The organism is Virgibacillus halodenitrificans (assembly GCF_001878675.1).
Classification (GTDB): domain Bacteria; phylum Bacillota; class Bacilli; order Bacillales; family Amphibacillaceae; genus Virgibacillus_Q; species Virgibacillus_Q halodenitrificans.
On sequence record NZ_CP017962.1, the window covers coordinates 714,806 to 740,401 of the forward strand.

The following is a 25,596-nucleotide window of genomic DNA, read 5'->3' on the forward strand; positions in this document are numbered from 1 at the left end:
CTGGAGCTTCCTCTGTGCGAAAGGATATGTTTGGTTTTGTGGATCAGGTAGAGAAGAAGAGTGTCACTTCTCAAAAAGCTGAAAGTGTTGAAGGAGTTAGTGTAGGTATTAAAGGTACGGGTGGGGCTAGAAAGGAAACTACTGAACCTATAGTTGCAGAAGAAGTGATTTTGGAAAGAACTAAAGGCTTGGACTTAATGAAACATCCTATTCAGCAAAAACAATTAAGTGCTAAGAAAATGAAAGAACTCAGAGTTAAAATAGAGAATAGGACAATTACAAAAGTCGAGTATGAACAATATACATGGAATAAAAAGTTTGCTAAACATAGAAGTATGGGTGTGAACGATTTCTCGTAGCAAGAACGTCAAAGAATATTGAATAACGAAACTCCAACAAGAAACTGGGATCAGAAGCAATTAAATGATATTCTGAATGGCAAGTAACCAAAAGTAGATGGTAAAACATACAAGGGCATCATTCTTACAGTGCTTCGCTATATCCGCATTTAGCAAATAAAGGGGAAATTATATATCCAGCTATACCTAATGAGTATTTTAACGGTTGGCATGGTGGTAACTGGAAAAATAGTCTGCCAGGAAAAAGGATTAACCATATTTATGATTTCTAATTTACGGAAGGAGATATTTGAATGGCTAAAATGAATATGCGAATAGAGAAAGATGCTAATGAAGTCAAGTACGTCGCTATTTTAAGAAATAAAATTGATAAAAGTATATATGAAATAAAAGAATTACTTAATAATAACGACTTTGTCTTATCGTATAATTTATTAGATATTGACGAATTGTTAGAAATGAGAAAACTTATAAGTTTATTATCAAAAGCTGGTGCCAAAATCCATATATATGAAGATAATAGAGAGGTTAGTATTCAATTTTTAGATAATCTTATAGAATCTTATTTAGATACAGAAAGATATCTTGAAGAAGTAGATGAGCAAATGAAAGATGATTAAATTATTTTGTTTATTAGTATTAAAAGTAGTAGCGAGTAAATGATTTAGAAAATGTTTAATGAATAAATGTTTTTTGAATTAATATAAGTTTTAAGTGATGGATAATCTTAATTAATTAAGAAATTGAAATAGAGCATATTTTGAAGTAGATTGATCTTAGGACAGATTTTAAGTGATACTAATCAAAGAAACAGACGAAAGGTGAGCCAATCAATATAGGCTCACCTTTCGTCTGTTTCTACAAAAAGAGTTAATGGTTGTGATTTCAAAGTATTAAAAGTATAAATTTAGCAAATTACAGGCAGATGTTTTTTCTATAAGGATGAAGTATATAGGGGCCAAAGCCTATAAAATTTATGTTTATGGTTCAAGTGAAAAGATAAGTAGAACCTTATAAAGTAAATGAAACTATGAGTCTCATTACTTGATGGGGTAAATTAGATTATTCATCCCATCAAATAGAATAAATAATCTACAAATAAGTAAAGAATTTATGAATAGTAATTTTTCATATTTATAGGTGTATTTATTATTTAATATTTATATATATAATGTATTGAAATGAGATGGTGAGTTAATTGAAATAGATTAGCTCATTATTATTAATATTAAAAAAATAGATTGTAAATAAAACATTTATAGAATAGGAGTAGTTTGTATGAATATTAAGATGAAAGTTATTCAAGCTATTGATAATAATGAGTTCATTGATTTGTTAAAGGGGAAAGGAGATTATAAAATTGAACTTCATCAAGGGGTTAGTGCAAACGTGCCTACAGATGTAGAGAGTATATTAACGAAAGGAATTTATCCACTATATTTAGATGATCAAAATAAAAGAGTAGAATTGAAATTAGAACAATCTTTAATAACTATGATAGATGGTGAATTATTTGATATATATTGTGCTCTATCAACTATCTTTTGCCAATTAATAGAGGAAGGTCTAGGTACAGCTCCATTTAAAATTAATCAAGATAAAATTCTAAACAAGCTTAGAATTACTTTGAATCGTAAGGAGAAGGAATTGAAGAATTGTTTTGAATGGGAAGGACTTGGAAAGCCAGAAGGAATGTGGACGGAAGTTTTACGAATGGATAGTATTTGTAAAAGACGTTGGGGGATATCTCTTTTATAGATCTTACTGACCTGGTAATAGGTGCGATCTATGACAACTATAGAGAATTAGTTCTTTTAACGTCCATTTACACGCTAATTGTCGAAAGTAAGCTTGTATTTATCATATAATTCACCATACGGTTTATGTTTCTAATCACGTTACTTTATCTTATCCTCCACAGTAATATGATTTTCTGCATACCAAATTTTTTGTATCTCTCCCTCTTCTATTTAGAATGAGGGGAAATATCTCCTTGGTTTGACCGAAAAGGCGGTGGAATACAATTTCATTTTTCTATGCAAATTAAAGTTTTTGAAGGCAATATGGTAGAAGCTACGGTTGAAAAATTACTTAAAAACAAACATATTAAAGAGATATAAGTTGGATATGTTGAGCGAGAGGAGCTAAAAAGTTGAAATATGAGGAAGCGTCTATGATTTTAAATAAAGTTGGGAAGGAAGTAATCCTTTCTGGAGATAAATTAATAGAAAAGTCTGGTCAAGGGGAGAATTACTATCAAGTACAAAAAACAGAAAAGAACTGGGAATACAGTCTTATATATAGCGAAAGAAAAGATGCACCTAAGAAAAAAGTAATTAAAAAATTTTCAAATGAAGAGATCGCGGTTAAATATTTCTTTTTAAAGCAGCTATCTTCCCACTATTATCTTAATTTTGTATTACCTACTAGTAAAAATGAAGTAGATTTCACAAAAGAAATAGTTAAACAAAAAGTTTCGGTTCTGGGCATTCCTTCAAGCTATTATGACTTTAAAGATAAAAGAAAGCCCTCTTCGATTCAAGTAGAAAAGAATAATGAAAACAACTTAATTGTACAATTCATTGGCAATGATCAGCAAATCCATTTGGAAACACTTCCGTTAGAAATTGAAGAAGGTTATGAAGTAATGTATGAGAGAATATACCTTTTATATTTACTTAAAACATTGGAGAAAGAATTAATGAATTCTAATGTACTTTCTTCCAACTTCACGGATGAGGATATCTGTGTATACTTATAAATTTGTATAACTGTAAAATAGATGTAAATTAATTAAGTATAAATATAGGAAATCTGTTATAAACTTCATTTTTTGACAGGTTTCCTAGTATAAAAATTCCTATATAAGAATTATGAAATCACTGTATCATTTCCATCTCCCTCAAAGCCCATCTAACATGCTTCGAGATTTATCACTATCACTTCTCCCAAGATACTCTGGAGGTACTTACTTATCTTCAGAAGAAGTAGCTTCTGATAAAACTAGATCTTGCTCTTCGTAGTGAGAATCCTAATACAAAGCAGCCGCTAATAAAACTCACTTTTTAAAACAAAATGCAAACGAACTGAGTAGGATAGAATTTCTTAGAAATAAACACATTGAAATTACAAAGGAAGAATTGCACCACAGAATAAATATAATGGCATTAAGTGTTTCTTGAAAATAAAATAATGGATATACTTTATTAAAGCGATTTTCGAGATAAAATCCAAGGCAAGAAAGGATAAATAAGATGATTAGTGATTTGATTTTAGACAGAGAAAAAAATATAGTTATTTGGGACTTTGATGGAAATACAATAAAAGTCAAAGAGGTAGAAGTAGATAGTGGAACTATAATACAGGATTTAGGATTGGTTTTACTCATTGATGAAAAAGTAAAAGAGAACAAAAAGTTATTAATCTATACTGCACAAGGAAAAAAGATGATAGAAGCCAATTCTCCTAATGGCTATCATTTTTCCTATGTAACTACTCACCCTAAAATCGAGCCGGCAGTAGTTTGTTATGAAGATAAAAGTTCTGGGTGGCAGGACTGGTATTTTTCAATTGATCTTAAAACCGGTGAATTTAAAAAGCATGGAAAGGCATATTAGTTACTGTTACTTAAAAAACTAACTGATAGAATTTAAAGCAATTAGAGATGAAAATAGGATGTTGTCGACGGGAAAACCTCAGCAACTGAAGTACATGAGTCGTTGGCATATTATTTATTTTAAAACCAGTAGCTAGTAGAAGTATAAATCTTATCGATGATTTTCTAAAAAGGTTAGGTTTATTAAATATTGAATTTTAGTAGGGAGGAGATATTGTGACTAAACATGAATTTTTAGATAGATTAAAAAATGAAAATATTAATTTAGCAGAATATATTGTAGTAGTTGATAGTTTGACAGATGAACCATTTGTTTTAGGGTGCTATAAGGAAAATAATACATGGAAAATATATGAAAAAAAGGAGAGAAGTGGGCATTTTATTATAGATGAAGTGCAGAATGAAAATATAGCTTTTGATGAACTATATGAGCTGGTTAAATTGCAAGAGAAATATATAAAAAATAGAGATAAATAATGAATCTAATTACATGTCGAACAATTTATGTCGAACTTAATTGGTCAGCATATAGGAGAATTTGGAAATGGGAGATTAATTAGAAAGGATGGTATCAATTGAATAAAATTAAAGTTAAAGAAGAAGAATTATTTATTAACGATCACTTTATAAGTTTCAATTATAAAATACTAGAGTTTACGTTTAGGGAGAATAAAATATGAATTATGATTACTTGATAAATAAAGCTATTCAAAATAATGAAGCCAAAGATCTGTTATGTGGGAAAAAGCCATATGAAGTAGAGGTATCAAAGTATACATCAGATGTATTTCCCACAGATATAAATTCAGTTTTAGTAAATTGTTTTTATAAACAACTTGAAAATGCAGCAAATATAAAGGAAATATTTGAAAATAATTTGAAACAGTTGTTAAACGAGAATGCATGTAATGTGTATATTGCAATACTATATTTTGATGCCTGTATTTTTTACGAAGAAATTGGAAAAGCAACATTTTTTATCAACAGAGAAATCCTGGTACGAAATATAAAAGAAGCAGTATATAAAAATAAAGATGAGTTAACTCAAATAATAACCTTTGAAAATGGTATGAAAAAAAATAACCCTCTAAAAAACATTGAAAATTTTAATAAGTATTATGAGAAAGAGTATATTTTCAGCATTATCTAAAATGGATAATTAAAATAAACAACTACATTTATAAATTAAAAAATGAAAGTATTTAAGTGAATGTATATTTATTGAAAAGGGTTTGATGACAATTCAATATGGTATTTATAAAAATAACATATATACAATAGATTTAGTTAATGAAGAAATAGAATTAACTAGCCATAACCCGCAAGACAAAATATATGGTTTTAAAGAATATACAGATATTCTTGGTAAAGAACACCCTGAGATTTTAATTAAGATAGTATCGGAGACAGAAATTAGCTTTGCTTATAAACTGGAATTTAAAGTGCTTTATAAAGGGGAGATTTTTTTGCCAACTGCCATAGGTAAGTTTTTGTTAGGTAATGATTCTATTCCCATCTATAGTAATAATATTGAAGATATGCCTCGTTATGGTTTTGAGCGAATAGATAAATTTATTTTTGAGAAAGAAATTGCATTAAATGATATTGATGCACTCATAGAATATAAAGTACCAATTTTGAAATTTAGTGATAGAGATACTGAAGTAAATCGAATTAATAAAGAGAACATAAGAGAATATATAAGTAACCTAATTGAATAAGTATTGATAACAGATAAATTCAATCCAACCTTCTAAACAAAGATAGAATTAACCTTTTTGGCAGGGTATTATTTTTCAGCAGACACGGGCTTAATTCTCTTTTTCGCGCCTTTATCTGATGAGTGTATTCTTTACCACTATAATTAAGGTGGTACCCAAATAATGGGAATAATTAGGTTTATACCGAAATAATAGAAGGAGGGTAAAAATGAAAAAGCAAGAATTTTTAGAAAGAATAGAATCTGAAGGGTTAAATATTGGGGAATATATTATAAAACTCGACAAGATATCTGATGCTCCACTTGTATTAGGTTGTGCATATAATCAAGGGGTATGGAAAGTTTACGAAACAAGAGAACGTGGTGGTCACTTCATTATTAAAAAGATAGATAGTGAAGAGGATGCGTTTGACTATTTTTATAAATTAGTGTTAAGTCAGCATAATAGATTTAGCAATTAACACATTTTACTATTCAACAAAAAAATCTTCAATATCTGAAAAGTGGTGAATGACTAAAAATAGATATACTGTACCAATGGTGGGGATTTCCTACCATTTAAATAATTTACAACAGTAAATACAGTAAATGTAAATTATTCAGCTGTTTTTTTAAATTTGAATAAATTTTCCTCCCACTAAATGCATGACAAATTTCATCCAGTTCACTCACATAAAACCACCGTAATTAAAGTTTGCTGCTTACTATTCTGTTGATGTCTATCGAATTACTGGCGACATCTTCTCCAAAACAGAATTCTTATAATAGAAAGAGGTACATTATGAGGAAATCTGAGTTTATAAAAAGGCTTGAGAAAGAAGATATAAATCTGGGTGAATTTGAAATTGAGTTAGAATAAATTACAGATGACTCTTATGTGATGGGGTGTTGTTTTGATGAAGGAGTATGGAAGGTTTTTAAAACTCGTGAACGTTTAGGTCATTATATTATTAAAAAATTCAATAAAGAATCCGATGCTTTTAATTACTTCTATGAACTCGTGCTAATACAACATAAAAAGAACTTCAAATGAGCATTAATATTTTTTAAAAGTATAAAATTGCTTAAACATTGAACAGTGTGATGAGTTGTTGAGGTAATAAACATGTTAGTAAATGAAAATGAATTAAAATTAAGAGACCGGACTATTTATTTTGAATATACTATAGAAAGTACCATATCTTTACCAGATAGAATTTTCATACTGTTAAAGATTCCAACTAGAGTACCACTAAGCCACAAGGAACTAAACAACGTACAATGTTATACTATTTCAGGAGATAAGCTTTGGCAAATATGCCCCTCAAATATTAGGAGTAGAAAAGAACTGAAAAGTGTGCCTTATGTTGGTTTAAATCTAGATAAAAATAATAATTTATTTGCCACTGATTTTATGGGGAGAAAATTTCAAATTGATGTAAACGATGGAAAAATAATAGATATGCAAATAGTTAAGTAGTTTTATTTAACAAATTAACAACATCTTTAATGGTGGTAATACCAGAAAATTTATCAATTCAAGAAGAAATCTGTTGAACAAATAAATAAAAAACATTTGTTGTCAGGGTGTTATTATTTTTTGGCATTGATTGATTTAGAAGGAAATGTTCATTCTGATATATTTATAAAGGAAGTAAGTGATCGAAAAGTAGAAGATGTATATGAATTAACACATGAAGCTATTTTTAAGGGAGTAACTTTTCAAACGAGTGGAATTGGAAAACATACCTTAGACGAAGGTGAGTTATTGTTGTTAAGTGATAATTTACAGGATATCTCCACCCATAATTTTTTTCGAGAAGATAAATTTGTATGCCATAAGAATGTAGCGCTAGAAGAGATTGACGCCCTCATTGAGATGAAAAATCATATATTAAGATTTAGAAGAAAAGGCTTGGTTACAACTAGAGTAAATCCTTCTTATATAAACGATTACTTAAAACAATTACTTCAATAGAATAGCAGGAAATAAGCTATTTTAAAATTCCTGCCCCTTAAAATCACTAACTATTCGGAAAAACCTGGAACCTTCCATATCCGTCTTTCGTATAGATAGGGAGACTAACTTAGAAAGGTGGATATTACATTGAAGAAATGGATGATGCTGCTCCTAACAACTCTATTGGCAACTGTTCTTGTGGCTTGTAATGAGAAGGCGGAGCCGACAGAAGGTACAGAAAAAGAAGAGGAAAGTGAGTTAACGGCAGAAGAAGTATATACTAAGGCACTGGAAGCTTCAGAAAAGATGGAAAGTGCTGAAGTGGATATGAAGCTAGAACAACAAATTAGCTCGGAAGCTGACGGAGTAGCAATGGATACAGAGAGTGATTTTACGACAAAAATGACATTAGATCCACTTGCCACTCATTTAAAAGGGACGACAAAGATGAATATGGCAGGTACGGAAAATTTGCCGGCAATGGAAATGGAGATGTATTTGGTCGATAACGCTATGTATGTCTTTAGCGATCAAATGGGTCAATGGATGAAGATGGAAGGTGCTTCTATGGAAATGATCCAACAAATGGCAGGTCAACAACCGGATCCATCTCAACAGTTAAAGATGTTAAAAGATTATGCAGATCAATTATCCTTTGAGCAATCCTCTGATGAATTCATTTTAAAGCTGAAAGCAGATGGTGAGAAATTCAATGAATTAATTCAAGAAATGTTAAAGGAACAAATGCCTCCTGAACTTATGCAAGAAATGGGAGAAGAAGAACAGCAGGCGATTGAAGACATGAAAGTAAATAGCATGTCTTTCGAACTTTACCTTGATAAAGAAACATATCAAATGAATAAATTTAATATGGATATGGATATGACAATGCAGCCGGAGGGGGATGCAATTAACATCGTTCAAAAAGTTGATTCAACGTATTCCAATATCAACAGTATTGATAAAATTGAAGTTCCTGAAGAAGTTAAAAATGATGCTGTAGTACAATAAAAATAAAGGGACACTCGTTATTACTCCACGAGTGTCCTTTTTTACGGTTTATTAGAAATGCATTATAATACTAATTATAGATTCTCTGGCTTTGAAAGAGGTGTAGACCATTTTTAATTATACAAGAACCGGTAAAGCTCTTTTTTATGTTGGGTTGGTTGTTTTTGCGATTGGTTTTGCTTTAAGTGACCGATTTGAATTGGTGGAGGAAGTGCCTGAAGCTCTTGGGGCATTGTCTACCCCCCTTATCGTTGTAAGCATACTTTTATTACTTTCAACTAATTTTTTCAGAAAAAAAAGAGAAACAAAAAATAATTAAAACGAGCATTTAGCTGCTCGTTTTAGTTAGGATTATATAGTTGATACTCTTTATTGGTGCCATCCGTAAAAGTGATTTCTAGATCTATAGCTGCATCTTCTGGTAATTTGAATGCATCTTGTACAGCTTTTATAACTTCTTCTTGAGATGTATCTTTGTTAAAGTCAAAGTTAGAGAAGATATTATCTAGTTTGTCCATTGCTTCATTGCCTTTTAGGTCTAATTCTTGTTCTTTATCCTTATACGTTGCTTCTGTTTTCTCTGTTTCTTGCTCGTAATCCACATCCACGGTGTCATTTATATTATTAAAGTCAGCATCCAAGTCGAAATCTGTAAATGGATAGCTCGTAGTTGTTTCTTTTTTAGTTCCGGCATCTCCTGTATCCGTATTATCATTTTCTCCCTGCTGTTGCTCTGTGGCATTGTCTTGTGGAGGATTTGTCACTTCCTCATTGTCACTACATGCAGTAATAATTATAACTAAAAGGAGAAAGGCTAATAAGCGTGTTATTGCTAATCTCTTTTTCATTCTTTTCGCTCCCATCTTGTTGTGAATATATGAAGTAGTATTACCCGAAAACACAGCTTTTAAACGTATGAGTTAGGATTGATTTATCACTTTTATTCTATGGTAAGTTATGATAAAGTGTACAAGTTATCCGATTTAAGTGTTAAGCACATATAGAATGGGTAGTATAAAATGAGTTAAGAAATAGTGGGCACAGGCAGTATATATAGAAAGAAGGAAATAAAAGATGGGAGATCAAATGGATCAAACTAATAATCAGTCTGGAACTCCAGAGATTAACCGAGTACCTCTTATGATTGTATTAATTTCAGGGGCTTTTGTAGCTATCTTAAATCAGACCTTGTTAGCTACAGCTTTACCTCACATAATGGCAGATTTAGAGCTGGATGCGAATACAGCGCAATGGCTGCAATCTGTATTTATGCTCGTTAACGGTATTATGATTCCAATAACAGCATTTTTAATTGAACGTTTTACTACTCGAAGATTATTTTTAACGGCTCTAATTACTTTTGCTGCGGGGACTTTAGTTTGTGCTTTAGCACCGAATTTTGCAATGCTAATGGTCGGCAGAATTTTGCAAGCTGCAGCAGCAGGAATTATTATGCCATTAATGCAAACAATTCTATTTTTAATATTCCCAATTGAAAAACGTGGGTCTGCCATGGGGATGTTCGGTTTAGTGATTGCCTTTGCTCCGGCTATAGGACCAACACTATCTGGATGGTTAGTTGAACACTATCCTTGGAGAAGTTTATTTTATGTAATCCTTCCAATTGTTATTATTGATATTTTCGTTGCATATTTTATTTTGAAAAATATTACCAAACAAACATTTCCTAAAGTGGATGTATTATCGATTATATTATCTTCCTTTGGTTTTGGTGGTTTGCTATATGGATTTAGTACAGCAGGAAATTCCGGCTGGCTAAGCTTGCAAGTTGCGATAGCTATGATTGTTGGCGCAGTATCACTCACATGGTTTATTTTAAGACAGATGAAGTTGAAACAGCCTATTTTGGAATTTAGAGTATTTAAAAATAGTATTTTCACGCTCACTACCATCCTGGGCATGGTCGTCTTTATGGCAATGATTGGTGGAGCTGTTGTACTTCCATTACTCATGCAGAACATGCTTGGTTTTAGTGCATTTGAATCTGGTTTAATGCTGTTACCCGGCGCAGTCGTCATGGGGATAATGAACCCGATAACAGGAAGAATTTTTGATCGGTATGGTGCTAAATGGTTAGCGATCATTGGTTTATCTATTGTTACGGTTACTACGTTTATGTTTACAAACTTGGATGAAAACACTACGTTTGCTTACTTAGCAACTGTTAATGCTGTTCGTATGTTCGGTATTGCAATGGTAATGATGCCGGTAACGACAGCTGGTCTTAATCAGCTTCCAGCTCATTTGATTCCACATGGAACAGCTATGAATAACACGATGCGCCAAGTTGCTGGTGCTGTCGGCACTGCATTGCTCGTAACCGTCATGACGAACAGCGCTATACCTGAACAAGGTGTGCATGGTTTCATTCATGGTGTAAATGTGTCCTTTATTGTTGCTGGTGTGTTCGCAGTAATTGCTTTAATCCTTGCCTTTTTTATTAAAGGCTCCAGATCAGAGATAAAGCAATCTGCCTAGATCTCCAAGTATAAAAAAATATTTTGAAAATACTATTGACATACGCTCCAATTCTCTCCATAATAATATGAAATATAGATGAACGTTAATGAAGGATTAGTATGTGTTGGAGTAGTGACAGAGAGTGATATTTAGCAGCTGGAAGATATCGCCACGATCTCCTTGCAGAACCTGCCTTTAGAGTCCCATGCAAAACATGGGCGCTATTCAGCGTTAGAGAATGAAGTGGGATGCACTATGCATCCAATAATGGTGGTACCGCGGAAGTGAAGCCCTTTCGTCCTTATATAGAGGATGATTGGGCTTTTTTTAGTTCCGTTATTTAAGAGAGCTAAGAGAAGAAAAATATAATGGACAGTGTATAGGAGTAGAGATGAATGAGCAAAAAAAGAATTGTTGTAAAAATTGGCAGTAGTTCTTTAACAAATGAATGTGGTGAAATCGACCAAAAAAAGCTTGATGAACATGTGAAAGCAATTGCTGGTCTTAGAGAAGCAAACCATGAGGTAATTCTTGTTTCCTCTGGCGCCGTGGCTGCAGGCTTTCCTAAGATAGGGTATTCTTCCAGACCTGTTACCGTAAAAGGCAAACAGGCTGCGGCCGCAGTAGGACAAAGCCTTCTTATTCAGACATATATTGCTAAATTTAAAGAATTTAACATCATCCCTGCCCAAATATTATTGACGCGGGAGGATTTTGCCAGTCGGGAACGATATCAAAATGGCTTTGCCACAGTCACTGAATTACTTGACAGGGGAATTTTACCAATTATTAATGAGAACGACACCGTTGCGATTGAAGAATTAACTTTTGGAGATAATGATATGCTCTCAGCACTTGTTAGTGGGTTTATTCATGCTGATTTATTAATTATGCTAACAGATATTAATGGATTATATAATGGGAATCCTCGAACGAACCCTGATGCAGAAAGATATGACTATCTTGAAGACATTACAGAAGAAATGCTGAAGGAAACAGATGATAGAGGTTCAAAAGTTGGAACGGGTGGTATGAAATCAAAGCTACAGGCCGCCAAAACATCTCTTTCTTTAGGAGTCTCTGTTTTTATCGGTCAAGGAAGAGGAAGGGATAAACTGCTTCGTATTCTGGCAGGTGAAGGTGACGGTACTTATATATCCAATGGTTCCCTACAACCGATTAATACAAAAAAGCAGTGGATAGCCCTTCATTCGGAAACAAGTGGAAAACTCTTTATTGATCAAGGTGCCGAGGAGGCCATTTTATACCATGGCGGAAGCTTGCTACCAGCAGGAGTCTTCAAAGTGGAAGGCCGGTTCAACATAGGTGATGTTGTAGAAGTATATGGGTTAAATGGTTTACTTGGAAAAGGAGAGGTGAGCTGTTCTTCGGAAGATGTAAATCGTGCTATAAATAGAAGACATGGAATAAGCGATAAGTCAATCATACCATCAGTAGAAGTGATTCATCGCAATCGCTGGGTGAATGTAAAATAAAGGAGGAGTTTTTATGACAGAGGTAAGGGAAAAAGGGAAGGCTGCCAAGGAAGCGAGTTTTGTTTTAATGCGTGTTACTACCCAAGAAAAAAATGAAGCATTAAGGTTGATTGCAGAACAATTAGTTCTAGATCAAGAGAAAATACTTGCAGAAAATCAAAGAGATTTGGAAGCTGGCAAAAAGAAAGGTATTTTCCCTGCAATTCTTGATCGAATAATGCTGAATACACAACGAGTGAAAGGCATGATTGATTCCATCTATCAGCTCGTAGAGTTAAACGATCCGATTGGGGAAGTACTGGAATCGATCGAAAAGGAAAATGGCTTGCATATCCAGAAACAGCGCGTTCCAATTGGGGTCATTGGAATGATTTATGAAGCTCGGCCAAATGTAACGATTGATGCTGCAACATTAACCCTTAAAGCAGGGAATGCTGTGATATTAAGAGGAAGTTCGTCTGCAAAGTTTTCCAATATGGCACTCGTACAATCCATTCACGAAGCTTTAAAGAAAAGTAAACTACCTGTCAACACAGTGCAACTGATAGAAGATACCAGTCGTGATTCAGCAAAAGAACTATTCCGATTAAATGAATATCTGGATGTATTGATTCCACGTGGAGGAAAAAATTTAATTGACACAGTTGTAAAAGAAGCTACCGTGCCAGTAATAGAGACAGGGGCAGGTAATTGTCATGTTTTTATTGATGAATCCGCAAAAGAAGAAATGGCTATAGATATTGTTTTAAATGCAAAACTGCAGCGACCTTCTGTATGTAATGCAATTGAAAGTGTATTAATACATGAGGGATGGTTTATGGAGCATGGGAAGAAACTGCTACAGGCACTTAATGATAATGAGGTGCAGACTGTAGGGGATGAAAATGTCTGTGAGGTTTACCCTGATGCAGAAAGAGCAACAGAGGAGGCATGGTCAACTGAATATCTCGGTCTGTCTATAAGCATAAAAGTTGTATCTTCTTGTAGTGATGCTATTCAGCACATAAACAAATACGGAACAAAGCATTCAGAGGCAATCATTACAGAAAATGATAAGCATGCTACTCAATTTATGCTTGGTGTAGATGCGGCTGCTGTCTACCATAACGCCTCTACACGATTTACGGATGGCTTTGAGTTTGGGTATGGAGCAGAGATTGGCATCAGTACTCAAAAACTACATGCAAGAGGGCCAATGGGTTTACAGGCAATGACATCAAGTAAATTTGTTATTCATGGAAATGGTCAAATACGGAATTGAATAATATAACAAATGATAGACATATTTCTATGCTTAGAAATGTGTCTATTTTTAAAGGTATTTTACCTTGTTAAATAGAAATAATGATTAATAAGTAATTGACAGGAGGCAAACGTAATGATTAATATTGAGGATTTTATGAAAGTTGATATGAGAATAGGAACCGTCTTGGAAGCAGAGCCTTTTCCTGAGGCAAAGAAACCGGCAATTAAAATGAAGATTGATTTTGGAGAAATAGGAATAAAGCAGACCTCTGCTCAAATCACCAAGCGATACTCCCCTGAAGATCTGATTGGTCAACAAGTAGTAGGTGTCGTAAATTTCCCACCAATGCGTATAGCTGGATTTAAATCAGAAGTCCTCGTAATCGGAGGAGTCCCTCAAGAAGGTGATGTGGTTTTATTACGCCCTGATGAAAAAGTGGAGAATGGAACTTCAATATCTTAAAAAAGGATGAAGCATGATGGCATACGAATTGAAAACGAAAGAAAATGATGAAAATGTAATTGAATTTATAGAAAAAGTGGAAAATAACCGGAAGCGTGAGGATGCTTATAAACTACTGGAGATTTTTACAGAAACAACTGGATATGAAGCGAAAATGTGGGGAGATAGTATTATTGGCTTTGGTTCTTACCATTATAAATATAAAACTGGTCATGAAGGAGATGCACCACTTGTAGGTTTTTCTCCCAGAAAAGCAAGAATAAGTTTGTATTTTGCAACAGGTGATATGGAACGTGAAAAATTATTGAAATCCTTAGGTAAGCATAAATCCGGAAAGGCTTGTGTGTATATTAATAAGGTAGAAGATATAGACATAAATATACTAAAAGAATTAATCCTTCAATCTATTACCTTTTTGAGAGAGACCTATCCTGAATAAGAGGGAATTCATAGAAGAGCTACTAATTACCTTAATTATATTGCCAAAATATGTTAAACTAAAAGTAGGAAGTCAATAATAGCTCTACGAAGGGGTTGATCTGCGATGAGTAGAAAAATACTTGTAGCGTATGATGGTTCTCCATTAAGCAGACAGGCTATTGAAGAGGCGAAACAACAGGCGGCCATCAAACAAGGTGCAGAAGTGTATGTCATAGCAGTGGCGAGAACTTCCGGTCCTAACACAAATGTAGTTGTTTCCAGAAGCATAGGGAATGAACTCGCAGAACATTTTCATCCACAGCTTGAGAAAATAAAGCAAGAATTTGAACGTCTAGACATCTCCATATTTATGGAAGTTATTGTGGGGGATCCAAATGAAAACCCAGGAAAAAGCATATGTAAGTTCGCTGAAGAACAAGATATCGATCTAATTATTGTAGGTAGTAGAGGATTGGGAAATGTAAAGAAGATTATCCTCGGCAGTGTGAGTAACTATGTTGTCCAACATTCTACGTCTCCTATATTAATAATGAAATAAATCGAAAATAGTCAGCTGATAATGCTGGCTATTTTTTATGTCTTCAAAAAACATGTTCAAGCATTATCTAAGAAATAAAAAGTCATTATCTATAAAAATAGTATGAATAATAAGTTACAGATTTCGACATATTTTTTGAAAACTAGTGCAAATTAATCAGGAAAAGAGTATAATGGTTTTTGTGACTTTTTCATCAGGGATTACATAAACAGGAGGGAATACAACATGAAATCATTCAGAAAATTATCATTGTTGTTAGTGGCAGCATTATTGCTTAGCTTAATGGCTGCGTGTGGTGGCGATGATAATGAGGATAATGCAGGAGATTCTGCTGAAGGAAATAACGAGCAGGTCTTACACTTAACAAATGGAGATACAATTCCAACGATGGATGCATCGATGGCTACAGATGAGTATGCCTTTCAATTCTTAAGCAGTACCACAGATGGCTTATACCGTTTGGGGGAGAATGGAGAGATTAAAGAAGGAATTGCTACTAATCATGAAGTAAGTGAAGATGCGTTAACTTGGACATTTAATCTTCGTGAAGATGCTGTTTGGTCTAATGGTGACCCTGTTACAGCTAATGACTTTGTATATGCATGGCAACGTGCGGTTAACCCGGACACCGGTTCTGAATATGGACCATACATGATGAGTGGTGTAATTAAAAATGCTTCTGCGATAAGCAGTGGAGATAAAAAAGTAGATGAACTAGGTGTTAAAGCACTAGATGACTATACATTGGAAGTTACCTTGGAAAAACCTACGCCTTATTTTGAGTCTTTAACTACGTTTGGTACATTTTTACCTCTGAACCAGAAGTTTGTTGAAGAACAAGGGAAAGACTATGCAACTTCTACGGATACGTTATTATCGAATGGGCCATTTATCTTAAAAGATTGGGAAAGTACTGCTAATAAATGGAAGCTTGTAAAGAACCCTGATTATTGGGATGCAGATACAGTACAACTTGAGGAAATAACTTATGATGTAGTTCAGAACCCACAAACACTTGTTGATTTATATGAAAAAGGTGAAATTGATCGTGCAGATCTTTCTTCTGATCTTGTGGATCTTTATTCAACAAGAGACGATTTTAATACGATTACCGAATCTAGCATGACTTTTATTAAATTTAACCAGACTAAATCAGAAGCACTTAAGAATGAGAATATCCGTAAAGCATTGAGTCGTGCAGTTGACAAGCAAGCGTTAGTGGATGAAATTTTAAATAATGGCTCACTTGTCTCCAATGGAGCAGTGCCTCAGGATTTTGCTGCTCACCCTGAAACTGGAGAAGATTTCCGGGATATTAATGGTGATATGGTGACATTTAGCAAGGATGAAGCTAAGAAATATTGGGAAAAAGGTCTCGAAGAAATAGGTCAAGATAAAGTTGAACTTGAATTTTTAAGTGGAGATAGTGAAACATCTAAAGTAATGAATGAATATATTGCAAACCAATTGCAAACGAATTTGCCAGGTCTCACTGTTACTTTAAAGCAAGTACCTTTCGAACAACGTCTTGATTTAACTACAAATATGGATTACGATATTGCGATTTCTGCATGGGGTGCAGATTATCTTGATCCTTACGGTTGGTTGAATCTATGGTTAACGGACGGCGGAAATAACGAAACTGGTTATTCAAGTGAAGAATATGACAAGCTCGTCCAGAGTACTGTAGGAGACTTAGCACAAAAACCAGTAGAACGATTTGAAGCTTCTCTTGAAGCTGAAAAGGTATTATTCGACGATGCAGTAATTGCACCATTATTCCAGAAAGCAAGAGCTCAATTAATTTCTCCTGAGCTGACGGGAGTAATTAATAATTCATTTGGAGCAAAGTATGAATATAAGTGGGCAAGCATGGAATAAATAGTATAGAGCAAGGTAAAAGATTATCCCAAAAGCAATGCTTTAGGGATAATCTTTTTTTGTGAGAATGTGGTGGGGAGGATGACGGACATTGGGGGCAGGAAATCGGATGTGAATGTCTATCATGGAGTAGATGACGGACATTGGGAGCAGGAAATCGGATGTGAATGTCTATCATAAGGTAGATGACGGACATTGGGAGCAGGAAATCGAGAGTGAATGTCTATCATGGAGTAGATGACGGACATTGGGAGCAGGAAATCGGATGTGAATGTCTATCATGGAGTAGATGACGGACATTGGGAGCAGGAAATCGGATGTGAATGTCTATCATAAGGTAGATGACGGACATTGGGGGTAGGGAATCGAGAGTGAATGTCTATCATAGAGAAGTTGAGGTGTGCTATTTCTTCAAAAATACGTAATTGTCTGATAAAATGGCTTAGAGATTGCTTTTATGAAGGGGGAACGACAATGGAACTTCTTAATGCTTTAAAAGAATTTATACCAGCAGACAGAGTAACAATAAACGAGAACGTACTGGAACAGCATAGTTCCGATGAATCTTATCATACACCACAAACACCGGATGTCGTAGTATTTCCAAATAGTGCAGAGGAAGTAAGTAAGGTGATGCAAGTGGCTGCAGAGCTCAACATTCCAGTTGTACCTTATGGACTCGGTACAAGTTTAGAAGGAAATGTGATTCCGTATGAACGTGGAATAACAATAGATTTTTCATTAATGAATAAAATTTTAGAAGTAAGAGCAGATGATTTCTTAGTAAAAGTGCAACCAGGAGTTACACGGACACAGCTTGAAAAAGAACTAAAGAAATATGGCTTGTTTTTCACTGTTGACCCAGGAGCAGACGCAACTCTGGGAGGAATGGCTGCCACGAATGCGAGTGGAACGACCTCAGTAAAATATGGTATTATGCGTGATCAAGTTCGAGATTTAGAAGTTGTTCTAGCTGACGGAATGGTAATACATACTGGAAATATGGCTGCTAAGTCTTCTTCAGGCTATCATTTGAATAGCTTGTTTGTAGGTTCTGAAGGTACATTAGGATGTATAACAGAATTAACATTAAAAGTTCACGGAATTCCAGAAGAAATTATGGCTGGAAGAGCATCCTTTAAAACAGTTGCAGATGCAGTTAATGCTGTAATTGGAATTTTACAAGCTGGTGTACCAGTAGCCAGAGTAGAGTTAGTAGATGAGCAATCTATGAAACAAATTAATTCTTTTAGTGATACGAATTATAAAGAAGTACCAACACTTTTTCTTGAGTTTCATGGAAATGAGGCAGGCTTAAACCAAGATGTCTCGTTTACCAAAGAGATACTTACTGATTTCAACTGTGAAGAGATGGCTTTTGAAGCAGATACCGCAGCCAGAAATCAATTATGGGAAGCAAGACATAATGCCGCTTATGCATATTTGCACGGGAATCCAGGTAAAAAGCAAATGGTGACAGATGTCTGTTTACCAATTTCTGAACTTGCTGGAGCGGTAAAGGATGCAAGACAAGCAGTTGAAGCGTCCGGACTTATTGGCGGAATCGTTGGTCATGTTGGCGATGGAAATTATCATATCCTCCTCATGGTAGATGTAAATAACCCAAAGGATATAGAGAAGGCAAATCAGGTTAATGAACATATCGTTTCCTATGCACTTGCAAGGGGAGGCACATGTACAGGTGAACACGGTGTTGGAGTGGGGAAACAAAAATACCAGGAAAAGGAACATGGAGATGCATTATTAGTTATGCGTAAAATTAAAGCAGCCCTTGATCCGGAAAATATATTAAATCCAGGTAAGGTATTAGGTTAAAGTATATAAAAGAGTCTGTCTCAAAAAACAATTTTAGTGACAGACTCTTTTTTGAATATGCATTTTTTATTTTTGAACAATTCCTTGAATAACATGGCATAATCCCGTGTGTTTACTTCCTTCGTTTCTTACTGCTTCTCCGTAGTAGAAATGTAAACACTTATATTCCTTTATCCAATTTAAAATAGAGGCCGGGTCATAAAGATTTTCGATTGTTGGTGGCCCGCCAGTTTTATATTGGAATTGATCTTCTGAATAAACCTCAAACAAAATATAACCACCAGGTTTAACAGAATTAAATATATTAGTGAAAAAGGTCTCTTGACCATTTTTTGGCACATGTCCAAAAACAAGAATGGCTGCATCATATTGGTTTTGAGCTATTTTTTCCTGTACCAAGTCTATTGCTTTTGTTTCTATAGTGACATTATTTCTATCGGCAAGCCGTCTCGCTTTACTTAAACCTTCTTCTGCTTGGTCGTATACAGTGACTTCGTGTCCTAACCCGGCAAGGTATACTGCATTTCTGCCTTCGCCCTCCGCAAAACACCCAATGCTAGAATGAGAGGGGATTCGATTGCTGTTTTCTTTTATGAACGCATTTGGATCTTCACCATAAATATAATAAGCCTCTGAAAATTGATCATTCCAATGTTTCTTTGACATTTTTTCTTCCCCTCTTTATGAGTTGATTTTGAAATGGTAACTTACTTCGTTTTTTGCTATTCCACCTTCATACGTACGCTCCGTAAAATGTACCATATTATTTATATCTATTGTTAATATTGTAGAAGCTCGAGTACCGTAGCCATCGGTCTTAATAAACAAAGGTGATAAGTTACGTTCTAATTCAAGTCCTACACCAGTATCAGGCAATGCATGATCTTCTGCCATTTCGGCATCCGCGACAAGCTGGAGCAGATCATCGTGGACCATTTCTGAATGTGTTTGTACATATTCTTTTAATTTATCTCTGCCTTTCGTAACTTTTGGCCATGGGGTATTGAGCAAATGATTACTCAAACTATGTGTGCCAACATTTATTGGCCTAATTTTATTTTCTTGGTTACTATAGTAATAGAGAGAATCACTACTGCCTAGAATGACATTAAATCCAGCAAAGTTATCTTTGTCTTTTTGTAAGGAAGAAAGATATTCTATTGGTTTGACATTACCAGATAGAAAATTTGTAACAATGCTTCCACGGGATCGTTTTCCGGTTTCAGCTTGACTTGGATCTCGGTAATTGGTTAATGCGGCAAAACGTCCATTTTTTGTAATTCCCATCCAGGTCCCCATTTGTCGAAGATCCCTTCCTGCCAATATAAAAGGTTTGTCATCCCAAAAATGTGCTTGTTTTGTCGGTCTGTCATAAAATTCATCTCTGTTTGCAGCTACGATTAATTTATAATTTGCGTGTTGCTGAAAGTGCAAATTAATTAGGCACATAGAGGCCCACCTCTACTTACAGTAAATTTCTTCATGGTATGCCCCAGGAAGTTTGCTTAGTAAAAAGTATATCATCAAACAAATTACAATGAGAAAGTTTTTGCTCTAATCTATATTGTTCTTATAAACGCAAAAGGACGATCGTAAAAAATACGATCGTCCTATATAACAAATTATTTCACTGGTATTGTTTCTGTTTCAGTAACTTTTTCGATCCAGTTAAATGGATCCTTTTCTTTGCCATATTGAATGCCGGTTAATGTTTCATAAAGGGCCTTAGCTACTTTGCCTGTTTTACCGTTGTTAATATGCAAATCCTTACCTTCCCAGCTTAATTGTCCAATAGGAGAGATAACAGCTGCCGTACCTGTGCCGAATGCTTCCTCTAAAGTACCATCCATGTGAGCTTGATATAATTCTTCCATGGAGATTCTTTTTTCCGTTACAGGCAATTGCCAATGCTTTAATAGTTGGATGACAGAATTTCGTGTAACACCTTCCAATATACTTCCGTTTAACGAAGGGGTTACAATCTCGCCATCGATTTTAAAGAAAACGTTCATACTGCCAACTTCTTCAATATATTTTTTTTCTACTCCATCCAACCATAAAACCTGGGTGAAGCCCTGTTTTGCACATAATTCTTGAGCTTTTAAACTGGAGGCGTAATTCCCACCGGTCTTTGCTTCTCCGGTGCCCCCTTTAACTGCGCGGACAAAGGTGTTTTCGACTGCAATTTTTACAGGATTTATTCCTTCCTTGTAGTAGGCGCCTACAGGTGATAAGATGACGATTAGTTTATAATGGTGTGCCGGTGCTACGCCAATAAAAGGTTCTGTTGATATAATGAATGGACGAATGTAAAGAGAAGTTCCTTCAGCAGTTGGTACCCAGTCTTTTTCCATATGAACAAGCTGCTTAATTGCTTTCAACACGTGCGACTCATCAATTTGTGGAATACAGAGACGATCATTCGAACGATTCATACGTTCCAGGTTTTTTTCCGGGCGAAATAATTGGATATCGCCATCCGGTGTATAATAAGCTTTTAAACCTTCAAATACCGACTGGCCATAGTGAAATACCATGGCAGATGGATCGATGGTCAATGGCTGATAAGGTATAATGCGGGCATCATGCCATCCTACCGGTTCCGTGTAATCGATCACTAGCATATGATCTGTGAAAATCCTCCCAAACTCCAATTCCTCGGTTTTCGGCTTTTCTTTTGGTGATTTACAATGCTCTACTTCTACTGTCCATTCTTCCATGTCACTGTCCCCTTGTTGTTAAAAATTTTAATACTAATAATAAGCTATATTCAATATAAACGCAACCCTAAATTTTCAGTTTTTTAGAATTAATTAAAATGTCTACTGAATTGTAGTATAATTTGACGTAATTATGAATTGAAAAGGGGGAATACAGATAATGAAAAAAGCTATTATATTTGATTTGGATGACACTCTATTGTGGGATGCAAAGAGTGTAAAAGAAGCATTTAAAGCTACCTGTGAGGTGGTTCGTGAAAGATATGGTGTTGACCCTGAGCTGTTCGAGGAAAAAGTTAGGGTGCGAGCCAGACAATTATATGCAGGTTATGACACGTATGCATTTACTCAAGAGATAGGAATTAACCCATTTGAAGGACTTTGGGGGAATTTTAATGATGAAGGCAAGGACTTTAATAGATTGAGAGAAATAGTGCCCCAATATAAACAGGATGCTTGGACGTTGGGTTTAAAGGACATCGGTGTAAATGATATTGCATTAGGTAAAGAGCTGGCTAACACATTCCCCGAAATGAGAAAAAGACATCCGTATGTTTATGAGGAAACGTTTGAAGTGCTTGATGAGTTAAAAAATAATTATCCTCTTGTATTACTAACCAACGGTTCTCCAGAACTACAATATACAAAATTGGATATTACACCGGAGCTGCAACCGTATTTTGAACATATTGTTATTTCTGGTGCTTTTGGAAGGGGAAAACCGGATGTCAGCATATTTATGCATCTTTTGGAGCTGCTCTCTTTAAAAAAAGAGCAAGTGCTGATGGTTGGAGATAATTTACATACAGATATATTAGGGGCCTCAAAGGCCGGGATCGACTCTGTATGGGTTAATCGTAATGGGAAGGAAAAGAATAATGAGATTGTTCCTACATATGAAATAAGTAGCTTACGGGAAATTCATAAGTTGCTATAGAACCCCACTAAGATTCAAAGTCTAAAAGTTATTGAATAAAGTAAAAGCCGGACGAACCCGAAAATTAGTACTATCTTTCGAGTGCGTCCGGCTTTATTGTTTGCAACACTGCAATCCAGCAGTTTTTCGTATCTATAAATCTACTGCCATTACTTCCTTTATTTCTTCAAGGTTTTTTAGGGCATTGATCTCTGCATCCTCCAAATGTTTATCAACCGTTAACATCATAATGGCATCGCCACCCATATCAGAACGATCCACTTGCATTGTAGCGATATTAATCTGATGTTCTGCCAACAAGCTTCCCATTCTACCAATAACGCCTGGTTGATCTTGGTGATGAATTACGACAATATGGCCCTGTGGAGTGACATCAACACTATAATTATCAACCTTAACAATACGTGGCCCTAAGCCGTTTAATAGTGTGCCAGAAACCCTTCGTACTCCTGACTTCGTTTTCACTTCTAAAGTCAGAAGGTTAGCAAAGCCTCTCGCTTTTGATGTTTTACTTTCATTTACATTAATTCCTTTTTTATCAGCAAGGAACATTGCATTTACATCATTTACATGGTCACCAAGGTGGCGTTTTAGTATTCCTTTAATTGCATTTCTTGTGATTGGAGCTATTTCTCCTGCTGACACTTCCCCGGAATAGGTAACATTAATTTCCTCAGGCACTTCATCAGTTAAATAGATAAGGAAGGTGCCAAGCTTTTCCGCCAGCTCAAAATAAGGCCTGATTTTACTTAATATGTCGCTTGGGACGGATGGAAGATTTACAGGATTGTTTACAGCGCCAGATACAAGAAAATGCATGACATCTGCACATACATCAATGGCAACATTCTCCTGTGCCTCTACCGTGCTCGCACCAAGGTGTGGTGTAGCAATAACTTCTGGTAAATCGAGAAGTTTGTTATCATAAAAAGGCTCTTCTTCAAAAACATCTAGTGCTGCGCCTGCCACTTTTCCTGAAAGAACTGCATCATACAAGGCTTCCTCATCTATAATCCCACCACGAGCACAATTCACGATTTGAACACCATCTTTCATTATTTCGAAAGCTTCTTTATTAAGTAAATGCCTGGTTTCTTTTAACAATGGTGTGTGAATAGTAATGAAATCTGCAGCTTTAAGAACATCTTGAACAGATCCATAGTCCAGCCCCATAGCTTCTGCTTTCTCCTCTGTTAAAAATGGATCATATGCCATTACATTCATTCGCTGGCCTTTGGCTCGATAAGCAACCTCAGCGCCAATTCTACCTAGACCAATGACACCTAACGTTTTATTTTTTAATTCGGTCCCAACATACTTTTTACGATCCCATTGTTGGTTTTTGAGAGATAAATAGGCTTGTGGAATATTTCTCGCCAATGCCATCAGCATCGCCATTGTATGCTCAGCAGCCGAATTCGTATTACCATTTGGTGCATTTACTACGATTATCCCATTTTCCGTAGCTGCCTCCAGATCAATATTGTCAACGCCGACTCCAGCACGTCCAATGATTTTTAAATTTACTGCTTTCTCAATTAAATCGCGAGTGACCTGTGTTTGGCTCCTTACCAATAATGCATCATAACCAGTAATTCGGATTTTCAACTCTTCAGGTGTCAGGTCTGTAGCAATGTCTGCTGTAAAATCCTCTGACTGGAGGAGTGGATGGATACCTTCTTCGCTAAGTGGATCGGTGATCAAGACTTTATGTGCCATTTATAAATAACCTCCTGAATTTATAGTTGTTGAATGTACACTTCTTGTGCGGCCTGAATTCCTCGACCTAATGTAATATCTTTTCCTATCTTTTTAATGCCGATCTCTATTAAACTAATGGATTGAAGCACGTCTGCAGGTGAGCAGTAACCCATATGACCAACGCGAAAAATTTCTCCTTTTAGATGCTGCTGGCCACCGGCTACAGTCATTTTGAAATCCTGCTTAATTATATTTCTAAGATCCTCTGGATTGAAATCCTCTGGTTTTATGGCCGTAACTGTAGGGGAGGCGGCTGTGTCGCTTGTTAAAAGCGGAATATTCATTGCTTTAAATGCTGCTCTTGTCATATTCATCATTACTTGATGTCTCTGATATACCTTTTCTAACGTTTCACTCTCCAATAGTTGCAGCACTTGCTCTAAACCGAATAATAGAGACACTGCTGGAGTAAATGGTGTAGAATTATTCTCTAGATTATCCCGGTATTTTTGCAGGTTAAAATAAAAACGGGGTTGTTTATTCTTTTCTATTACTTTCCACGCCCTCTTACTTGCAGCAATAAATGTAAGCCCGGGTGGCAGCATCATTGCTTTTTGAGATCCGGTTACGAGAACGTCAATACCCCATTCGTCCATTTTGGTTTCCACTGCACCAACACATGATACACCATCCACAATAAACAACGCATCTGAATTAGTATGTACTGCTTCGGCTATATCTTTAACCGGATTTAATACTCCCGTGGAGGTTTCACAATATGTTGCGAACACTGCTTTGATGGACGGATGTTTTTTTAGTAATTCCGCAACTGCTTGAGGTTCTGCCGCATTACCCCAACGGACATCGTGTAGATGAGTAGTAATATTATACTCCTGACAGATTTTGGCAAACCTCTCCCCAAATGCTCCAGTAATAATAACTAATACCTCATCCCCGGGCTGTACGGTATTTACTACAGCTGTTTCTAAACCTGCAGTTCCACTTCCTGCAAGTACCATTATTTCTTGCTTCGTACCAAATATTGGCTTTAATCTATGCTTGATGCTTTCTAAGAGAGATTTGGTTTCCTGATCCCTGTGCCCAATCATTGGTTGGTTCATTGCCCGATTCACAGAGGGGGGAATAGGTGTGGGTCCTGGTATTCTTAAAATTGTTTGTTCTGCAAGCATACTTATTATCGACTCCTTTTTG

General features: G+C 35.3%; 26 protein-coding genes. 20 read left to right on the forward strand and 6 right to left on the reverse strand.

All coding sequences use genetic code 11. The annotated features are described in order from the left end of the window. The first annotated feature begins 652 nt into the window (after nt 1-652). The 11 genes from BME96_RS03700 to BME96_RS03750 all read left to right on the forward strand — a co-directional run bounded on the left by BME96_RS03700 (nt 653) and on the right by BME96_RS03750 (nt 8,645). Nucleotides 653-979 carry a hypothetical protein gene (locus BME96_RS03700; RefSeq protein ID WP_071648302.1) on the forward strand — a complete coding sequence of 109 codons (327 nt, stop codon included), beginning with the start codon at nt 653-655 and terminating at the stop codon, nt 977-979. Nucleotides 980-1,637: 658 nt separating this feature from the next. Further along, nucleotides 1,638-2,117 carry a hypothetical protein gene (locus BME96_RS03705; protein ID WP_121615661.1) on the forward strand — a complete coding sequence of 160 codons (480 nt, stop codon included), beginning with the start codon at nt 1,638-1,640 and terminating at the stop codon, nt 2,115-2,117. Between the two features lie 415 nt (nt 2,118-2,532). Then, nucleotides 2,533-3,120, forward strand: coding sequence for a hypothetical protein (locus BME96_RS03710; RefSeq protein WP_156035940.1), 588 nt, complete (start codon nt 2,533-2,535; stop codon nt 3,118-3,120). 493 nt (nt 3,121-3,613) lie between these two features. Continuing rightward, nucleotides 3,614-3,976, forward strand: coding sequence for a hypothetical protein (locus BME96_RS03715; RefSeq protein WP_071648303.1), 363 nt, complete (start codon nt 3,614-3,616; stop codon nt 3,974-3,976). Between the two features lie 215 nt (nt 3,977-4,191). Continuing rightward, nucleotides 4,192-4,452: a hypothetical protein gene (locus BME96_RS03720; protein ID WP_071648304.1), complete on the forward strand. Its 261-nt coding sequence runs from the start codon at nt 4,192-4,194 to the stop codon at nt 4,450-4,452. A gap of 199 nt (nt 4,453-4,651) precedes the next feature. Beyond that, nucleotides 4,652-5,125, forward strand: coding sequence for a hypothetical protein (locus BME96_RS03725; protein WP_019377048.1), 474 nt, complete (start codon nt 4,652-4,654; stop codon nt 5,123-5,125). 85 nt (nt 5,126-5,210) lie between these two features. Then, nucleotides 5,211-5,696, forward strand: coding sequence for a hypothetical protein (locus BME96_RS03730; protein WP_071648305.1), 486 nt, complete (start codon nt 5,211-5,213; stop codon nt 5,694-5,696). Between the two features lie 208 nt (nt 5,697-5,904). Next, the gene (locus BME96_RS03735) at nt 5,905-6,156 is read left to right on the forward strand and encodes a hypothetical protein (protein WP_071648306.1); all 252 of its coding nucleotides are present in this window, start codon (nt 5,905-5,907) and stop codon (nt 6,154-6,156) included. 644 nt (nt 6,157-6,800) lie between these two features. Next, on the forward strand, nt 6,801-7,154 hold the full coding sequence (locus tag BME96_RS03740; protein ID WP_040954496.1) for a DUF7957 family protein: 354 nt from the start codon (nt 6,801-6,803) through the stop codon (nt 7,152-7,154). 120 nt (nt 7,155-7,274) lie between these two features. After that, nucleotides 7,275-7,652, forward strand: coding sequence for a hypothetical protein (locus BME96_RS03745; protein WP_071648307.1), 378 nt, complete (start codon nt 7,275-7,277; stop codon nt 7,650-7,652). Nucleotides 7,653-7,781: 129 nt separating this feature from the next. Further along, nucleotides 7,782-8,645: a DUF6612 family protein gene (locus BME96_RS03750; RefSeq protein ID WP_019377057.1), complete on the forward strand. Its 864-nt coding sequence runs from the start codon at nt 7,782-7,784 to the stop codon at nt 8,643-8,645. Between the two features lie 341 nt (nt 8,646-8,986). On the opposite strand, the gene BME96_RS03760 is transcribed toward BME96_RS03750, so the two are convergent. Beyond that, a complete protein-coding gene (locus BME96_RS03760; RefSeq protein ID WP_071648309.1) occupies nt 8,987-9,493 on the reverse strand; it encodes a YusW family protein in 507 nt (168 codons plus the stop codon). A gap of 226 nt (nt 9,494-9,719) precedes the next feature. Between BME96_RS03760 and BME96_RS03765 the strand changes: the two genes are divergently transcribed. The 8 genes from BME96_RS03765 (at nt 9,720) to BME96_RS03800 (ending at nt 19,026) form a co-directional block, all read left to right on the forward strand. Continuing rightward, nucleotides 9,720-11,144, forward strand: coding sequence for a DHA2 family efflux MFS transporter permease subunit (locus BME96_RS03765; RefSeq protein ID WP_121615660.1), 1,425 nt, complete (start codon nt 9,720-9,722; stop codon nt 11,142-11,144). A 377-nt stretch (nt 11,145-11,521) separates the two neighbouring features. Continuing rightward, nucleotides 11,522-12,622 carry a glutamate 5-kinase gene (proB, locus tag BME96_RS03770; RefSeq protein ID WP_071648310.1) on the forward strand — a complete coding sequence of 367 codons (1,101 nt, stop codon included), beginning with the start codon at nt 11,522-11,524 and terminating at the stop codon, nt 12,620-12,622. A gap of 13 nt (nt 12,623-12,635) precedes the next feature. Beyond that, nucleotides 12,636-13,883, forward strand: a complete 1,248-nt coding sequence (locus BME96_RS03775; RefSeq protein WP_071648311.1) for a glutamate-5-semialdehyde dehydrogenase — start codon at nt 12,636-12,638, stop codon at nt 13,881-13,883. Between the two features lie 117 nt (nt 13,884-14,000). Beyond that, entirely contained in the window at nt 14,001-14,330 is a 330-nt protein-coding gene (gene csaA, locus BME96_RS03780; RefSeq protein ID WP_019377062.1) for a chaperone CsaA, read from the forward strand. A 16-nt stretch (nt 14,331-14,346) separates the two neighbouring features. Further along, nucleotides 14,347-14,769 (forward strand): DUF1801 domain-containing protein, encoded by a 423-nt coding sequence (locus BME96_RS03785; RefSeq protein ID WP_071648312.1) that lies wholly within the window; start codon nt 14,347-14,349, stop codon nt 14,767-14,769. A gap of 105 nt (nt 14,770-14,874) precedes the next feature. After that, nucleotides 14,875-15,309: a universal stress protein gene (locus tag BME96_RS03790; RefSeq protein ID WP_019377064.1), complete on the forward strand. Its 435-nt coding sequence runs from the start codon at nt 14,875-14,877 to the stop codon at nt 15,307-15,309. Between the two features lie 225 nt (nt 15,310-15,534). Continuing rightward, complete coding sequence (locus BME96_RS03795; RefSeq protein WP_071648313.1) at nt 15,535-17,190, forward strand: peptide ABC transporter substrate-binding protein; 1,656 nt, start codon at nt 15,535-15,537, stop codon at nt 17,188-17,190. A gap of 474 nt (nt 17,191-17,664) precedes the next feature. After that, complete coding sequence (locus BME96_RS03800; RefSeq protein WP_060680272.1) at nt 17,665-19,026, forward strand: FAD-binding oxidoreductase; 1,362 nt, start codon at nt 17,665-17,667, stop codon at nt 19,024-19,026. 66 nt (nt 19,027-19,092) lie between these two features. On the opposite strand, the gene BME96_RS03805 is transcribed toward BME96_RS03800, so the two are convergent. The 3 genes from BME96_RS03805 to BME96_RS03815 form a co-directional block, all read right to left on the reverse strand. Next, nucleotides 19,093-19,692, reverse strand: coding sequence for a class I SAM-dependent methyltransferase (locus BME96_RS03805; RefSeq protein ID WP_071648314.1), 600 nt, complete (start codon nt 19,690-19,692; stop codon nt 19,093-19,095). Nucleotides 19,693-19,707: 15 nt separating this feature from the next. Beyond that, entirely contained in the window at nt 19,708-20,475 is a 768-nt protein-coding gene (locus BME96_RS03810) for an NRDE family protein (RefSeq protein WP_071648315.1), read from the reverse strand. A gap of 173 nt (nt 20,476-20,648) precedes the next feature. Next, nucleotides 20,649-21,746, reverse strand: a complete 1,098-nt coding sequence (locus BME96_RS03815; protein ID WP_040954510.1) for a branched-chain amino acid aminotransferase — start codon at nt 21,744-21,746, stop codon at nt 20,649-20,651. A 160-nt stretch (nt 21,747-21,906) separates the two neighbouring features. Between BME96_RS03815 and BME96_RS03820 the strand changes: the two genes are divergently transcribed. Continuing rightward, a complete protein-coding gene (locus BME96_RS03820) occupies nt 21,907-22,683 on the forward strand; it encodes an HAD family hydrolase (protein WP_071648316.1) in 777 nt (258 codons plus the stop codon). A gap of 132 nt (nt 22,684-22,815) precedes the next feature. Here the strand turns inward: BME96_RS03820 and serA are convergent, their stop codons facing one another. Then, nucleotides 22,816-24,402, reverse strand: a complete 1,587-nt coding sequence (gene serA, locus BME96_RS03825) for a phosphoglycerate dehydrogenase (protein WP_060680280.1) — start codon at nt 24,400-24,402, stop codon at nt 22,816-22,818. Between the two features lie 20 nt (nt 24,403-24,422). Continuing rightward, a complete protein-coding gene (locus tag BME96_RS03830; RefSeq protein ID WP_071648317.1) occupies nt 24,423-25,574 on the reverse strand; it encodes a pyridoxal-phosphate-dependent aminotransferase family protein in 1,152 nt (383 codons plus the stop codon). Nucleotides 25,575-25,596: the final 22 nt, after the last annotated feature.